Here is a 14,561-nt window from a genome sequence, read left to right as displayed (position 1 = left end):
CGGCCGGTTCGGGTTAGGCATCCGCGATGATGCTGCCCATCCACGCTGTTCTGGACGACCTGAAGTCGGTGATCGCCGGTCATCCTGCCGTCGTGCTGGCCGCTCCGCCGGGAGCGGGCAAGACCACCGTCGTGCCCCTGGCGCTGCTGGAGGCTCCGTGGCGCGGTGACGGCCGGATCCTGGTGCTGGAGCCGCGTCGGCTGGCGGCGCGGGCCGCGGCCGAGCGGATGGCGGCGACCCTGGGGCAGGCGACGGGAGAGGTGGTCGGATACCGCACCCGGCTGCAGAGCCGGATCGGGCCGGGCACCCGCATCGAGGTCATCACCGAGGGCGTCTTCACCCGGATGATTCTGGACGATCCGGGCCTGGACGGCGTGGCCTGCGTGATCTTCGACGAGTTCCACGAACGCAGTCTGGATGCCGACCTGGGGCTGGCCCTGGCGCGGGACAGCCAGGCGGTGCTGCGCGACGACCTGAAGATCCTGGTCATGTCGGCGACGCTGGACATCGCCGGGATCTCGCGGCTGCTAGCCGATCCGGACGGTGCCCCGGCCGCGGTGATCGAGGCGGAGGGGCGGGCCTTTCCGGTCGAGACCCTGTATCTCGGCCGCAATCCGGTCGAGCGGATCGAGGACGCGACCGCGCGGGCCTGTCTGACGGCGCTGGCGGACCAGCCCGGATCGGTGCTGGCCTTCCTGCCGGGGCAGGGCGAGATCCACCGGACGGCCCAGCGGATCGCCGAGCGGCTGCGCGACCCGTCGGTCGACGTCGTGCCCCTGTACGGGGCCATGGAGAAGGCGGCACAGGACCGGGCCATCGAGCCGGCACCGCCGGGCCGTCGCAAGGTGGTGCTGGCGACCTCCGTGGCCGAGACCAGCCTGACGATCGAGGGCGTACGGGTGGTGATCGACAGCGGCGTATCCCGCGTGCCCCGGTTCGAACCCGCCAGCGGGCTGACCCGCCTGGTCACCGTGCGGGTCAGCCGATCCTCCGCCGAACAGCGGCGCGGTCGGGCGGGGCGCACCCAGCCGGGCGTCTGCTACCGCCTGTGGGACGAGGAGGCGACGCGGGGGCTGGTGCCGCATCAGCGGCCCGAGATCCTGGAGGCGGACCTGACGGGTCTGGCCCTGGACCTGGCCCGATGGGGAGCAAGGTCCACCGACGGGCTGGCCCTGCTGGATGCGCCGCCCAGGGGGGCGCTGGCCGAGGCGCGCGCCGTCCTGACGCGGCTGGGCGCGCTGGACGAGACGGGGGCCCTGACCGCGCACGGCCAGCGGTTGACGCGGATGCCGCTGACGCCCCGGCTGGCGCATCTGGTGGCGGTGGCCGCCGATGCGGGCGACGCCCTGCTGGGCGCGCGGATCGCCGCCGTGCTGAGCGAGCCCGGTCTGGGCGGAAATGACACGGACCTGCGCGACCGGCTGCGGGGCTTCGAGCGCGACCGCAGTCCCCGCGCCGCTGACGCCCGCAAGCTGGCCGACCGCTGGGCCCGCGCGGCCGGGCGCGGCACCGTTGCGACGGGGGACGCCGTCGAGGTCGGGACCCTGCTGGCCGAGGCCTTTCCCGAACGAATCGCCCGGGCGCGGGGCAAGCCGGGCGAGGTGCTGCTGGCGTCCGGCCGGCGCGCTTTCATCGACGCGACCGATCCGCTGGCGGCTGAGGCCTGGCTGGCCGTCGCCGATCTGGGCGGCGGCGACGCCCGCGACCGGATCCGCCTGGCCGCACCGGTGGACGTCGGCACACTGGAAGGTCGCTTCACGATCGAGGACCGGCTGACGCGCGAACCTTCGGGGCGGATGGTCATGCGGCGTATCCGCCGTCTGGGGGCCGTCGTCGTGGACGAGCGGATCACGGGCACCCCGGACCGGGCCGCCGTCACCGCAGCCCTGCGGGATGAGGCGGGGCAGGCGGATGTCGCGAGCCTGCCGTGGGGCGAGCGGTCCGGCGCGCTGCGGGCCCGGCTGGCCTTCCTGGGGACGCTGGATGAGGGCTGGCCGGACATGAGCGAAGCCGGCCTGTCGGCCAGTCGCGAAACCTGGCTATGGCCGTTGCTGGAGGACGTGCAGTCGCTGTCGAGCCTGGCCGACGGGGCGCTGGAACAGGGCCTGCGCGCCCTGGTGCCCTGGGATCAGCAGAGGGCGCTGGACGACCTGGCGCCGGTCCGGCTCACGACGCCGCTGGGGTCGGCGGCCATCGACTATGCGGCCGAGGGCGGCCCGCGGGTCGACATCCGGGTGCAGGAACTGTTCGGGGTCACGATCCATCCCACGGTCGGCGGCGGCCGGGTGCCCCTGACCTTGGCGCTGCTGTCGCCGGCGCGACGGCCGCTCCAGATGACCAAGGACCTGCCCGGCTTCTGGCAGGGGTCGTGGAAGGACGTGCGGTCCGACATGCGCGGCCGGTATCCGCGTCACCCCTGGCCCGAGAACCCGGTCGAGGCCGACCCGACAAATCGTGTGAAACCCAGAAGTAGATGACGCCAACGCGGTCACCCGGGTAGAGAGTGCAGCGGAGGGATATCCGATGAACGGACAATGCCGCTGCGGGCGGGTGAAGATCAGGATCAGCGCGCCGGCGCTGGTGACCATGGCCTGCCACTGTCGCGGCTGTCAGCGAATGACGGCCAGCGCCTTTTCACTGTCGGTGCTCGTGCCGGGTTCGGGCTTCGAGGTCGTGGAGGGCGAGACGGTACGCGGCGGCCTGCATGGATCCTCGCATCACGAGCATTGCGGCTGGTGCATGAGCTGGGTGTTCAGCCGCTTCGACGAGATGCCCGACCTGGTCAACGTGCGCACCCCCATGCTGGACGATCCCGAGGCCTTCCCGCCTTTCATCGACACCATGGTGTCAGAGAAGCTGTCGTGGGTCGTGACGCCTGCGCGCCATGCCTATCCGGCCTTCCCGCCGGAGGATGCGCTCGGTCCGCTGATCGCCGAATATGCCCGGACCCGGGCGGAAGCCCCATGACCGAACCCGCCTTGCTGATCGCGCCCAGCCCCGCCTCGACCCGGCGCGTCCTGTTCGCCAGCCTGATCGGTACCACGATCGAGTTCTTCGACTTCTACATCTATGCGACCGCAGCCGTGCTGGTGTTTCCGGCCCTGTTCTTTCCGGGCGGCGACCCGCTGACGGCCCAGCTCCAGTCGTTCGCCACCTTCGCCCTGGCCTTCTTCGCCCGGCCGGTCGGGGCGGTGGTGTTCGGCCATTTCGGCGACCGGATCGGGCGCAAGGCCACCCTGGTCGCGGCCTTGATGACCATGGGCCTGTCGACCATCGCCATCGGCCTTTTGCCCACCTATGCCCATGTCGGGGTGATCGCGCCCCTGCTGCTGGCGCTGTGCCGGTTCGGCCAGGGGCTGGGCCTGGGCGGCGAGTGGGGCGGAGCCGTGCTGCTGGCGACCGAGAATGCCCCGCCGGGACGCAAGGCCTGGTTCGGCATGTTCCCGCAGCTGGGCGCGCCGATCGGGTTCATCCTGTCGACCGGGGCCTTCATCGTCCTGACCTCGATCATGAGCGAGGAGGCCTTCCTCAGCTGGGGCTGGCGGACGCCGTTCCTGGCCAGTTCGGTGCTGGTCTTCGTCGGCCTGTGGGTGCGGCTGCGGATCACCGAGACGCCGGAGTTCAGCCGGGTGATCGAGCGGGCCGAACGGGTCAAGGCCCCGATCCTGACCCTGCTGGCCCGCTACAAGGGCGCGCTGATCCTGGGCACCCTGGGGGCCACGACCACCTTCCTGCTGTTCTATCTGATGACGGTCTTCGCGCTCAGCTGGGCGACGACGACCCTGGGCTTCACCCGCGCGGACATCCTGCCGATCCAGCTGGTCGGGGTGATCTTCTTCGCGGCCTTCATCCCGATCTCGGCCCTGGCGGCCGATGCGTTCGGGCAGATCAAGGTGCTGATCGCCGCCTCGATCGGGATCGCCCTGTTCGGCTTCCTGATCGCGCCGCTGTTCGCAGGTGGACTGACCGGGTTGCTGGTCTTCTTCTCGCTGGGCTTCGCGCTGATGGGGGCGACCTATGGCCCGCTCAGCTCGACCATGGCGCGGCCGTTCCGGGCGGCGGTGCGCTACACCGGCGCGTCGATGGCGTTCAATCTGGCGGGCATCGCGGGAGCCTCGATCGCCCCCTATGCGGCGACGTCCCTGGCGCGTTCGTTCGGCGTCCCGGCCGTGGGTCTTTATCTGGCGGCCACGGCGCTGGTGACCATCGTCGCCCTGATCGGCATGTCGCGGCTGAAGATCGAGGACTAGGGCCTCAGGCCGCGTCGGTCACCGCATAGGCCATGATGCCGGTGGCGATGGCCAGGTTCAGGCTGTCGGCCCGGCCGCGCATCGGGATCTTCACATTGACGTCGCAGGCGGCGGCCAGCCCGTCCGTCAGACCCGCCTGCTCGTTGCCCATCAGGATCAGGGTGGGGCCGGCATAGGCGGCCTCGCGATAGCTGACCGTCGCGTCCAGCCGCGTGCCGACGACGCTGCCCGGCCATGCCGTCCGCCAGGCCAGGAAGGCCTCCACCGTGCAGCGGACGATGGCGACGGCGAAGACGCTGCCCATGGTCGCGCGCACGGCCTCGACCGAGAACGGATCCACGCAGTCGCCGATCAGGATGACACCGCCGCATCCGGCCGCGTCGGCCGTGCGGATGATGGTCCCCAGATTGCCGGGATCGCGGACCTGCTCCAGGGCGATCCAGCAGGAGGCCGAGGCCGGGTCCAGCTGATCCAGTCTGGTATAGGCCTGGTCGAACACGCCCAGCACGGTCTGGGGGTTCTCGCGGCGGCTGATCTTTTCCAGGATCGGATGGGTGACGGTGACGATCTCGCCGCCGGCCTCCAGCGTCGCGGCCTTGGCGCGATCCAACAGCGGATGCGGCCGCGCCTCCATGCCGACCATCAGCAGGCGGGGGGCGCGGCCCTGATCCAGCGCCTCGCCGATGAACTTCAGCCCCTCGGCCAGGAATTGCCCCGTGACCTCGCGCTCCTTGCGCATGTGCAGGGCGCGGATGCCCTTGACCGTGTCGTTGGTCAGGGAGGTGACGAGCCGCTCGGTCATGCCGACCACCGGGCGAAGAAGGACAGGCCGATCGCGCGGGCCTCCGGGCCATCCTCCGACAGGGCCAGTTCGCCCCAGTCCACGCGTCCCGCGCGCCCCTGCGTCGCCTCCAGCATCAGATGCGCCAGCGACAGGCCCGAGACCCGTGCGGCATAGGCATTGAGCAGCAGGAAGTCCGCGTCGTCCGACAGCAGGGTGGCGCAGTCCTTCAGCAGGGCGGGCATGTCCTCGAACAGTCGCCAGACCTCGCCGGTCGGCCCGCGCCCGTATTTGGGCGGGTCCAGGATGATGCCGTCGTAGCGCGAGCCGCGCCGGACCTCGCGGGCCACCCATTTGCGGGCATCCTCGACGATCCAGCGGATCGGATGATCGGACAGGCCGGACAGTTCGGCGTTCTCGCGCGCCCAGGCGACCGACTTCTTGGAGGCGTCGACGTGGGTCACCTCGGCTCCGGCCGCGGCGCAGGCCAGGCTGGCGACGCCGGTATAGCCGAACAGGTTCAGGATCTTCGGCGGGTTGGACCCACGGGCGCGGACGCGGGCGTCCAGCCACTCCCAGTTCGCGGCCTGCTCCGGAAAGAAGGCCAGGTGCCGGAAGGGCGTGAACCGGCCTGTGAACCGCACGTCGCGCCAGGCCAGCGGGAAGGTGTCGATCGCCTTGCCCGCGAACCGCCAGCGACCGTCGTCGTCCTCGTCCTGGGCCTGCGGGTCGAAGACGGCGTCGGGTCGGTCGAAGGCCGCGGCATTGCGCGGCTGCCAGAAGCACTGCGGCTCGGGCCGGACGACGGTGTGGGGACCATAGCGCTCCAGCTTCTTGCCCGCGCCGGAGTCCAGCAGGGCGTAGTCGGACCAGCCACGGGTCAGCAGGGTCTGGGGCTCGGGGGCGAGAACGGGAGGCATGGATCAGGCCTTATGCCGTCAGGCCGCCTGACGTCCAGCCATGGAGGGCTCCGCGACGGCTTCGGCCTGAAGGTCGATGGCGTCGGGCAGGTGCCGGGTCTTGTTCCAGGCGAACGGTTCGTAGAACAGCCGGACGAAGGCATGGAAGAACGCCAGGGTCAGCAGGGACCAGTAGAACGGTGCCATGGCCGCATCGCTCATCCTGTAGGACAGGCCGGCCCGACGCGCGCCGATCAGGGCGCTGATCCATGCGGCAACGGTCCCGAGCCCGAGGACGCCGAGGGAGAAAAGGGACGCGCGTGGCTCCAGTCCGGCAGCGGCCGCGACCAGAACGAGCGCCGTGACCCAGGCGAGCGAGATCGCGTGAACGGCGGCCGAGGCCAGCGAGACAAGGATCGTCATCAACAGCGCCACGACGCCCTGCCACCGCAGGGAGCCGAACGAACGGGTGTGCACGCCCAGGGTCTGCATGAAGCCCTTCAGCCACCGCGTCCTCTGCGGCAGCCAGGACCCCAGGCCCCCGGGCGGCGGCTCATGCGTGGGATGACGGATGACGCCGAGCCGCCCGCCCGCCCGCCAGAGCCGAAAGCCCAGATCGGCGTCCTCGGTCACGTTGTGGGCATCCCAGCCGCCGACCGCGCGCAGCCAGGACGCCCGGAAATGGTTGCTGGTCCCGCCCATGGGAAACGGCAGCCCCAGCCGGGCCATGGCGGGCAGGGTGACCTCGAACAGGCTGGCGTATTCGATCGCGAACTGCCGATCGAGGAACGGCGTCCGGGTCCGTGTCGCGGTGCGGATCCGCAAGGGCGCCTGAAGCGCCGAAAGGCGGCCGGACGGATCGGCGGCGAACCGCGCGGCGGCCTCGCGCAGCTGCAGCGGATCGGGGTCGTCCTCGGCGTCGTAGACGGTGACGAGCTCACCGGTGGCCGCGGCGAGGCCGACGTTCAGCGCCCGGGGCTTGGTGCGGGGATCGCCGGGCGGTGCGATGAGGATGGACATCCAGTCCGGGCGGTCGGCGTGCCAGGCCGCATCGATGGTCTCGTGGTCGTGGGCCTCCAGCAGCAGGAAGGCTTCCAGACGGTGGGCCGGATAGTCGATGCGGGACAGCCGCCCGACCAGCTGGTCGATCACGGCTGCCTCGTCCAGCAGGGCCACCAGGATCGTGTAGCGCGGCAGATCGGAGCCCGGGGCGACGTCGCCGGGCGCAGGCGCGGGGGCCAGCGTCAGCAGGATCCTCCAGCCGGCCACGACCACAAACGCCAGTTGCGCCCCGCCGATCAGCATGGCCCCGGTCGTATCCGGCGCGAAACCCATGCCGGTGACGGCGGCCGCGATGACCACCGCCAGGACGCCCGTCTGAGCCCAGGTCAGGCTTCGCCGGCTTGCCCAGTCGTCGAATCGACGCGCCAACGGATCCACGGCCCCCAACCGCAAGTTGCCTGACCGTCCTAGGCTGTGAAGCTTTACCGGGCAAGGCGTTGGCATGGCGTCGGGATTGCCGCTATTCCAGCGCGGCGGCACCACGCCGTGAATGGAGTCGTTCGCGTGCCGGAACTGCCGACGTCGTCTTCAGCCGGTCCGGTCAAGGGCGCCCGCAAGCCCAAGGGCGAGGGCCATGCCCGCCGCGCCGAGATTCTCGAAGCGGCCGAGCGCATCTTCGTCGAGGTCGGCTACGAGGGGGCGACCATCCGGCGGATCGCCGACGAGGTCGGCCTGTCGTCGACCGCCCTCTACATGCACTTCTCCGAAAAGTCGGAAATCCTGCACGAGATCTGTCGCGTGGCGTTCGCGCGCCTCCAGGCCATGAACCAGGCGGTGATGGACGAGCCGGGCCCGCCTGACGACCGGCTGCGGCGTCTGCTGGAAGCCTATGTCGCATTCGGATTCGACAATCCCAATGCCTATCGCCTGACCTATCTGACCCGGCCGGTCGAGGCGCGCGACGGGGCCCAGACCGCGGCGCAGAGCCTCGGCGGCGAGCTTTATCGGGCGTTCGAGGCGGTGGTGCAGGACGTGGCGGCCGAAGGGCATCTGAGGGGGGAACCCCGCGCGACCGCCCAGACGCTCTGGGCCGGCGCGCACGGCGTCGTCTCCCTGATGATCACCAAGCCCTATTTCGACTGGGTCGGGCGCGAAGCCCTGACGCGGTCGATGATCGACGCCCTGATCGCGGGGCTGCTGAAGCCATGAGGACCGGTGCGGCCGTGATGGCCGCCGTCCTGCTGGCCGCGACGGGGGCGGAAGCGCGACCGTTGCGGGTCCTGTCGCTGGACCAATGCGCCGACCAGTACGCCCTGGCCCTCGCGCCGGACGCCCGGCTGTTCCTGTCACCGCGCGCCGACGATCCGGATGCCTGGATGGCGGCGGCGGCGCGGGGACGGCCCCGGGTCCGGCCGACGCTGGAGACCGCCATCGGGGTCCGGCCCGACGTGGTCGTGCGGTCCTGGGGGGGAGAGCCCCGCATGCTGGCGGCGCTGGAACGCCGCGGCGCGACCATCGTCAGCCTGGACGACGCCTCCGAAATGGACGGCATCCGCACCAATGTCCGCAAGGTCGCCGCCGCCTTGGATCATCGCGCGGCGGGCGAGCGGATCGTCGCCGGCATGGATGCGCGCCTCGCCGAGGCCGCCCATGCCCCGGCTCCGAACCGGACGGCGCTGTATCTGACCTCCGGCGGGTTCACCGCCGGGACCGGCACCCTTGTCGACGCCATCATGCGCTCGGCGGGGTTCGTCAATCTGGCCGGGATGGCCGGGTTCGGGGCGGTCAGCGTGGAGCGGATCGCGCTGCAGCCCCCTCGGCGGTTCCTGCTGGGCTTCTTCGACCAGATCCGGGGCGACTGGCGCGGCGTCGGACGCCATCCGCTGATCGCGCGCGCGGCCGAGGGTCGGGTCGCGGCGGCGCTGCCGGCCTCGGTCCTGACCTGTCCCGCCTGGTTCGCGGCGGATGCGGCGGTGATGCTGTCGAAGGGGCAGGGCGGCTCGTGATCCGCGCGGGCGACCCTCGGCTGATCGCGCTGCTGGCGCTGGGCATCTTGCTGGCGCTGGTGCTGGCCGTGACCCTGGGCGAGACGCCCTTCGACGCCGCCCAGTATGCCGCCGGCCTCACCCAGTGGCAGTCCGACGAGGCGGTCGTGCTGTGGCAGATCCGGGCACCGCGCGCCGTCTGCGCCGTGGTCGTGGGCGCCGCGCTGGGGCTGGCGGGAGCGGTCCTGCAGGGGCTTCTGCGCAACCCCCTGGCCGATCCCGGGGTGCTGGGCGTCTCGGCCACGGCAGCCCTGGCGGCGGCGGGCGCGATCGTGCTGGGACTGGCCGCGGTCCCGGGCGCGGTCGAGGTCTCGGCCCTGCTGGGCGCGGGCCTGGCGGCGCTTCTGCTGCTGGCCGTCGCCCGCCGGTTGACCTCGCCGGAGGGGCTGATCCTGTTCGGGGTGGCCCTGTCCAGTCTGGCGGGGGCCCTGACCGCCCTGATCTTCAACCTGTCGCCGTCGCCGATCGCCCAGGCCGAGGTGATGTCGTGGCTGCTGGGCTCGGTCCAGAACCGCAGCTGGATCGACGTCGGCTGGGTCACCCCGCCGGTACTGGTCGCGGGCGGCCTAGCCTTCGCGGCCTCGGGCGGACTGCGCATGCTGGCGCTGGGCGAGGAGGCCGCCGCGACCTCGGGCCTGGCCATGGGGCGGATGAAGATGCTGGCCCTGATCGCCGCTGCCGTCGCCGCCGGAGCGGCCGTGGCCGTGGCCGGTGTGATCGGTTTCGTCGGCCTGGCCGCGCCGCATCTGGTCCGCGCCGCCGTCCGGGGCGATCCGGCAAGGCTGCTGCTGCCCTCGGCGCTGGCGGGCGGGCTGATGCTGGTGCTGGCCGACCTGATGGCGCGGGTGATCCCGACGGATCAGGAACTCAAGCTGGGCGTCTTCACCGCCCTTGTCGGCGCGCCCCTGTTCGCCCTGATCGCCTGGCGCGCGGCGCGGGAGTGGCGGTCGTGATCGCGCTCGCCGGGGTGAGCGCCCGGATCGGTGCGTCCACGGTGCTGGACGGAGCCGACCTCGCCGTGGGTCCGGGAGAGCTGGTTGCAGTCGTCGGTCCCAATGGCGCCGGAAAGACGAGCCTGCTCAAGGCGGCGCTCGGTCTGCGGCCGATCGCCTCCGGCACGATCTCGATCGACGGCCGTCCACTGGCCGATCTGGATCCGCGCCAGAGGGCAGCGGTTCTGGCCTATCTGCCGCAGGACCGGCGCATCGCCTGGAACATGCCGGCGGTCGAGATCGCGGCGCTGGGGTTGCCGTTCCTGCCCGGAGCCGAGGCGCGCGCCCGGGCGCTGGAGGCCCTGTCCGAGGTGCAGGCGGGTGACCTCGCCGATCGGGGCGTGGCCGAGATGTCGGGCGGCGAGAGGGCCCGGGTGCTGATCGCGCGCGTGCTGGCCACCGGCGCGAAGGCGCTACTGCTTGATGAGCCGGTGGCGGGACTGGATCCGGACGCGCAGTTCCTGCTGATGGATCGCCTGCGGGCGCGGGCGAGCGCGGGACAGGCGGTGATCGTCAGCCTGCACGATCTGTCGCTGGCGGCGCGCTATGCCGACCGCGTCGTGGTCATGGACAGGGGCCGGATGACCGCCGACGGGCCGCCGACCGACGCCCTGTCTCCGGAGATTCTGGCCGGGGTCTTCCGTCTCGACGCGCGCTGGCTGCCTACGCCGGACGGGCCGGTCCTGTCAGCGCGTCGGGTCCCGGCTCACTGAAACCGTCTTACTGATACGGGCGCGGGCCGTTGTAGCCCGCCGCGATGTCGCGCGAGAGGGTCAGGGGGGCGGAGCCGCCGTTCAGCCGGGCCTTGTAGACCGACATGTTTTCCATGACCCGCATCATGTAGTTGCGCGTCTCGGTGAAGGGCACGCATTCGATGAAGTCGGTCGGATCGACCCCGCCGCCGGCGACGCCGCCCCGGGGATCGCCGCACCGCGCCGTCCACTGGGGCACCCGGCCGGGGCCGGCGTTGTAGCCCACGGTGGTCAGCAGCATCGAGCCCGAGAACTGGCTTGTCAGCTCGCCCAGGTGATAGCTGCCCAGCGTCATGTTGTAGTCGGCGTCCCAGAGCCGCTCGGCCGAATAGGACATGCCCAGACGACGCGCGACGCCGGACGCCGTGGCGGGCAGGAACTGCATCATGCCGCGTGCGTCGGCGGCCGAGCGGGCGCGGGGGTCGAAGCTGGATTCCTGGCGCGTGATGGCCAGGGTGAACTCCAGGGGCGCAGCTCCGGCGACGACCGGCGGGATGCGGATCGGATACTGGCGCTCCGGCAGCAGGAAGCCGCGCTGGCTGGCGGCGCGACCGACCATCATGGCCCCGAATCCGTCGCCATAGCCGCGGGCCATGTCCATCAGCTGGGCCAGATCGGTCGCGCCGGGCAGGGTGTCGTCCAGCTGATAGGCGAAGACGCGGAACAGGCTCATCTCGCCGGTCTCGCCCAGGATCCGGGCGGCGCGGACGACCTCATTGGCCCCGAACGCGGCCGCGTCGTTCTGGGTGATGACCGGATCGGCGGGCAAGGTCAGCGTGGTGATGCCGGCCTTCTCGGCCGCCAGCTGGCCGTAGAAGGTCTGAATGTGACGCGCCCCGCCCTGGTAGAAGGCCTGGGCCCCCGCCTGATCGCCGCGGGCCTCGGCGGCGCGACCCAGCCAGTACAGGGCACGGCCCTGGGTGATGGGGGTCTGCGAGGTCTGACGCAGGGTCTCGAAATGGCGGGCGGCGGTCGTCGGGTCGTTCAGCTTGGTCAGGGCGACCCAGCCGGCGAAGAACTCCGCATCGACCTTCCGTTCACCGGACGGGAAGCCGTGGCCGGCCATAGCGGCATAGGCCGCGGGCCATTCGCGCCGCTCCAGCGCATCGAGGAAATAGTTGCGGCGCTCGGACCAGAGCGTGCTCTGGGCATCGGTGTTCAGGGGCGAGGGGGGCAGGGCGGACAGCAGGGGGAAGCCTTCCGACTGCCGGTTCGCCGCGCGCAGGATGCGCACGCGCTCCAGCACGACGTTGGGGTCCATCGCCTGCGACGGGGACAGGTTGGCCACAATGGAGTCCGCGCCATAGGCGCTGCGCAGCGACAGGACGGCATTGGCGATGGTCTGGCGCTCGGGCGACACCAGATTGATCATGGCGCGCGTCGCCGGGCCGTGCGGGCCGACCAGCAGCATGTTCAGACGCGCCTCGTGGTCGCGCTGGGTCAGGGTCGAACCCCAGCGGGCCAGAATGCGGCTCTGGCTAGCGTCGTCGAACGACTGGGTCTGCCACCATTCCTGGATCAGCAGCCGCGCCTCGTCGCCGCGTCCGCGCTGGTCCAGCGCCTCGGCCAGGGCGATAGCCCCCTCGACGGTGGTCGGACGGTCGGAGCCGAAATAGGCGAGGGCGGCATCGGCCCCCATGCCGGCCCGGTCCAGGGCGCGCTCGCCCGCCGCGACGCGGCTGTCGGCCCGCGGCCATCCGGCCAGGGCGGTCTTGTCCTGCGCCAGTTCGGTGAAGGACAGCTGGTCGCCGGAGGTGTCGACCAGGGCCCATTCGACCAGCTTGCGCGCCGTGCCGTCGCCGATGCCGGCGATCGCGTTGCGCGCCCCGATCACGTCACGGGCGCGGGCGGCAGCCAGACCCTGGCGGAACAGGGCCGTGTCGCTCTGGCTCAGGATGCCGGGTTGATAGGTGCCGCTGGCGACATAGGGCGTGGCCTGGGGGGCCTGGCGGTTCAGATCGGCGGTCTGCGGAATCGGGGCGAGCACGGCCAGAACGGCCGCCAGACTGGTCGCAAGCATGATATGTCCGATCCCCATTCATCCCGGTTGCGGGTTCGACCCCGGCAACCTACCCTCTCGCGTCTCGTTTCAGGCGACCGCCGCCCATCCCCACGCAAGGTAGACTTGTTTCAATGACCGCCCCCTTGTTCAAGGGCGTGATCACCGCCCTGATCACACCACTTCGTGACGGAAACGTGGACGAAGCCGCTTTCGAGACCCTGCTGGAACGCCAGATCGCAGCCGGGGTTCACGGCGTCGTGCCGATGGGCACGACGGGTGAAAGCGCCAGCCTGTCGCCGGACGAGCATCGCCGGGTGGTCGAGCTGTGCGTGCGGATCGCGGCCGGGCGGGTGCGGGTGATCGCGGGCGCCGGATCGTCCTCGACCGACAAGGCCATCGAGATGGTCCGCCACGCCAAGACCGTCGGCGCCGACGGTGCCCTGGTCGTAACCCCCTACTACAACCGCCCGTCGCAGGCGGGTCTGCAGGCCCATTTCGAGGCCATCGCCGACGCGGTCCAGCTGCCGGTCCTGCTGTACAATGTGCCCGGCCGGACGGGCGTCGACCTGGCCGATACGACGGTCGCCGCGCTGGCGGCCCATCCCAACATCGTCGGCATCAAGGATGCCACCGGCGACATGGGCCGGGTCAGCTGGATGCGGGCCAGCATCACGGGCCAGTTCGACCTGATCTCGGGCGATGACGCCAGCTTCCTGGGCTATGTCGCGAACGGCGGGCACGGGGTGATCTCGGTGGTCTCGAACGTCGCGCCCGACGCCATGGTCGCGCTCTACAACGCGGTTCAGGCCGGGGATCTGGCCACGGCCCGGTCGTGGCAGGACCGGCTGATCGGCCTGCACCGGGGCCTGTTCGCGGATGCCTCTCCGTCGCCGACCAAATATGCGCTCGGCAAGCTGGGCTTCTGTGGCGAGGAAGTGCGCCTGCCGCTGGTGCCGACGTCCGGGGCCGCGCGCGCCGTGGTCGATGCGGCCCTGTCCGCCGCCGGGATCAGCTGATGGCCACGACCAAGGAAAAGGCGGCCGCCGCCGCGACCAAGGCCCCGATCACCAAGGCCAAGGTGATCGCCGAGAACCGCCGCGCCCGCTTCGACTATTTCCTCGAGGACAATATCGAGGCCGGGATCATGCTGCTGGGCACCGAGATCAAGGCCCTGCGGATGGGCCGGGCCAATATCGCCGAGAGCTATGCGGCGGTGGAGGGGCGCGAGATCGTGCTGATCAACGCCGACATCCCGCCCTACGTCCAGGCCAACCGCTTCAATCACGAGCCGCGCCGGCCGCGGAAGCTGCTGCTGCACAGAAAGCAGATCGATCGCCTGATCGGTGCTGTCCAGAAGGACGGCCAGACGATCATCCCGCTGAAGCTGTATCTGAACGACGACGGCAAGGCGAAGCTCGAGATCGCCCTGGCCAAGGGCAAGAAGCTGCACGACAAGCGCGAAGCCAGTGCCGACCGCGACTGGGCCCGCGACAAGGCGCGCCTGCTGCGCGACCGGGGCTGAATCAGGCGGCGCGGCTGAGGGGTCGGGCGTCCACGACGTCCGGCATCTGCAGTGTCGGGGCGCTGGATCCATAGATGCCCAGCGACGGCGCGAAGGCGCGCTCGGCGACCATGATCGCCAGGGTCAGGACGACGGCACCGAGCAGGGCGAGCAGCCCGATCCGGCGTTCCGCGGCGGTGAAAAGCGAAGGCTTGTTACGCATGGTCTGCCCCTCCCAAGGCAATGATCCAACGCAAGCTGAGCGGGGGGTGTTCCGCCGCTAAATCATACACCCGAAGGCCGCCGATTCGTGTGTCCGGCGAACAACAGTCGCCCT

General features: G+C 71.1%; 14 protein-coding genes. 9 read left to right on the top strand and 5 right to left on the bottom strand.

The window, feature by feature from the left end:
- The first annotated feature begins 29 nt into the window (after positions 1-29).
- From hrpB to BRESU_RS12560, 3 genes are read left to right on the top strand one after another with little or no spacing between them, the layout of a single operon-like run.
- A complete protein-coding gene (hrpB, locus tag BRESU_RS12570) occupies positions 30-2,477 on the top strand; it encodes an ATP-dependent helicase HrpB (RefSeq protein WP_041762590.1) in 2,448 nt (815 codons plus the stop codon).
- A 46-nt stretch (positions 2,478-2,523) separates the two neighbouring features.
- On the top strand, positions 2,524-2,967 hold the full coding sequence (locus BRESU_RS12565) for a GFA family protein (protein WP_013269934.1): 444 nt from the start codon (positions 2,524-2,526) through the stop codon (positions 2,965-2,967).
- Complete coding sequence (locus tag BRESU_RS12560; RefSeq protein WP_013269933.1) at positions 2,964-4,250, top strand: MFS transporter; 1,287 nt, start codon at positions 2,964-2,966, stop codon at positions 4,248-4,250. Before BRESU_RS12565 ends, BRESU_RS12560 begins: the two co-directional genes overlap by 4 nt.
- Positions 4,251-4,254: 4 nt before the next feature.
- On the opposite strand, the gene BRESU_RS12555 is transcribed toward BRESU_RS12560, so the two are convergent.
- From BRESU_RS12555 to BRESU_RS12545, 3 genes are read right to left on the bottom strand one after another with little or no spacing between them, the layout of a single operon-like run.
- Positions 4,255-5,052, bottom strand: a complete 798-nt coding sequence (locus BRESU_RS12555) for a TrmH family RNA methyltransferase (protein ID WP_013269932.1) — start codon at positions 5,050-5,052, stop codon at positions 4,255-4,257.
- The gene (locus tag BRESU_RS12550) at positions 5,049-5,951 is read right to left on the bottom strand and encodes a class I SAM-dependent methyltransferase (protein WP_013269931.1); all 903 of its coding nucleotides are present in this window, start codon (positions 5,949-5,951) and stop codon (positions 5,049-5,051) included. The genes BRESU_RS12555 and BRESU_RS12550 overlap by 4 nt, the downstream gene beginning before the upstream one ends.
- Before the next feature lie 18 nt (positions 5,952-5,969).
- Entirely contained in the window at positions 5,970-7,370 is a 1,401-nt protein-coding gene (locus tag BRESU_RS12545) for a glycosyltransferase family 2 protein (protein ID WP_425358210.1), read from the bottom strand.
- A gap of 126 nt (positions 7,371-7,496) precedes the next feature.
- On the opposite strand from BRESU_RS12545, the gene BRESU_RS12540 reads away from it, so the two are divergent.
- From BRESU_RS12540 to BRESU_RS12525, 4 genes are read left to right on the top strand one after another with little or no spacing between them, the layout of a single operon-like run.
- Positions 7,497-8,141 carry a TetR/AcrR family transcriptional regulator gene (locus BRESU_RS12540; RefSeq protein ID WP_013269929.1) on the top strand — a complete coding sequence of 215 codons (645 nt, stop codon included), beginning with the start codon at positions 7,497-7,499 and terminating at the stop codon, positions 8,139-8,141.
- Positions 8,142-8,158: 17 nt separating this feature from the next.
- Entirely contained in the window at positions 8,159-8,938 is a 780-nt protein-coding gene (locus BRESU_RS12535; protein ID WP_245528564.1) for an ABC transporter substrate-binding protein, read from the top strand.
- Positions 8,935-9,930 carry a FecCD family ABC transporter permease gene (locus BRESU_RS12530; RefSeq protein ID WP_013269927.1) on the top strand — a complete coding sequence of 332 codons (996 nt, stop codon included), beginning with the start codon at positions 8,935-8,937 and terminating at the stop codon, positions 9,928-9,930. Before BRESU_RS12535 ends, BRESU_RS12530 begins: the two co-directional genes overlap by 4 nt.
- On the top strand, positions 9,927-10,682 hold the full coding sequence (locus BRESU_RS12525; protein ID WP_013269926.1) for an ABC transporter ATP-binding protein: 756 nt from the start codon (positions 9,927-9,929) through the stop codon (positions 10,680-10,682). The genes BRESU_RS12530 and BRESU_RS12525 overlap by 4 nt, the downstream gene beginning before the upstream one ends.
- A 7-nt stretch (positions 10,683-10,689) precedes the next feature.
- On the opposite strand, the gene BRESU_RS12520 is transcribed toward BRESU_RS12525, so the two are convergent.
- Positions 10,690-12,741: a lytic transglycosylase domain-containing protein gene (locus tag BRESU_RS12520; RefSeq protein ID WP_013269925.1), complete on the bottom strand. Its 2,052-nt coding sequence runs from the start codon at positions 12,739-12,741 to the stop codon at positions 10,690-10,692.
- Between the two features lie 113 nt (positions 12,742-12,854).
- On the opposite strand from BRESU_RS12520, the gene dapA reads away from it, so the two are divergent.
- On the top strand, positions 12,855-13,739 hold the full coding sequence (gene dapA, locus BRESU_RS12515) for a 4-hydroxy-tetrahydrodipicolinate synthase (RefSeq protein ID WP_013269924.1): 885 nt from the start codon (positions 12,855-12,857) through the stop codon (positions 13,737-13,739).
- Complete coding sequence (gene smpB, locus BRESU_RS12510; protein WP_013269923.1) at positions 13,739-14,245, top strand: SsrA-binding protein SmpB; 507 nt, start codon at positions 13,739-13,741, stop codon at positions 14,243-14,245. Before dapA ends, smpB begins: the two co-directional genes overlap by 1 nt.
- A gap of 1 nt (position 14,246) precedes the next feature.
- On the opposite strand, the gene BRESU_RS12505 is transcribed toward smpB, so the two are convergent.
- Positions 14,247-14,447, bottom strand: coding sequence for a hypothetical protein (locus BRESU_RS12505; protein WP_013269922.1), 201 nt, complete (start codon positions 14,445-14,447; stop codon positions 14,247-14,249).
- Positions 14,448-14,561 lie beyond the last annotated feature (114 nt).

This window comes from Brevundimonas subvibrioides ATCC 15264 (assembly GCF_000144605.1).
GTDB lineage: Bacteria > Pseudomonadota > Alphaproteobacteria > Caulobacterales > Caulobacteraceae > Brevundimonas > Brevundimonas subvibrioides.
This window is presented reverse-complemented; position numbering and strand designations above follow the sequence as displayed.

What these genes read in the sequence shown, in the direction of transcription:
- smpB (WP_013269923.1), top strand. Translation starts at nt 13,739, where the DNA reads ATGGCCACGACCAAGGAAAAGGCGGCCGCCGCCGCGACCAAGGCCCCG.
- BRESU_RS12505 (WP_013269922.1), bottom strand. Translation starts at nt 14,447, where the DNA reads ATGCGTAACAAGCCTTCGCTTTTCACCGCCGCGGAACGCCGGATCGGG.
- BRESU_RS12550 (WP_013269931.1), bottom strand. Translation starts at nt 5,951, where the DNA reads ATGCCTCCCGTTCTCGCCCCCGAGCCCCAGACCCTGCTGACCCGTGGC.
- dapA (WP_013269924.1), top strand. Translation starts at nt 12,855, where the DNA reads ATGACCGCCCCCTTGTTCAAGGGCGTGATCACCGCCCTGATCACACCA.
- BRESU_RS12520 (WP_013269925.1), bottom strand. Translation starts at nt 12,741, where the DNA reads ATGCTTGCGACCAGTCTGGCGGCCGTTCTGGCCGTGCTCGCCCCGATT.
- BRESU_RS12560 (WP_013269933.1), top strand. Translation starts at nt 2,964, where the DNA reads ATGACCGAACCCGCCTTGCTGATCGCGCCCAGCCCCGCCTCGACCCGG.
- BRESU_RS12555 (WP_013269932.1), bottom strand. Translation starts at nt 5,052, where the DNA reads ATGACCGAGCGGCTCGTCACCTCCCTGACCAACGACACGGTCAAGGGC.
- hrpB (WP_041762590.1), top strand. Translation starts at nt 30, where the DNA reads ATGCTGCCCATCCACGCTGTTCTGGACGACCTGAAGTCGGTGATCGCC.
- BRESU_RS12535 (WP_245528564.1), top strand. Translation starts at nt 8,159, where the DNA reads ATGGCCGCCGTCCTGCTGGCCGCGACGGGGGCGGAAGCGCGACCGTTG.
- BRESU_RS12565 (WP_013269934.1), top strand. Translation starts at nt 2,524, where the DNA reads ATGAACGGACAATGCCGCTGCGGGCGGGTGAAGATCAGGATCAGCGCG.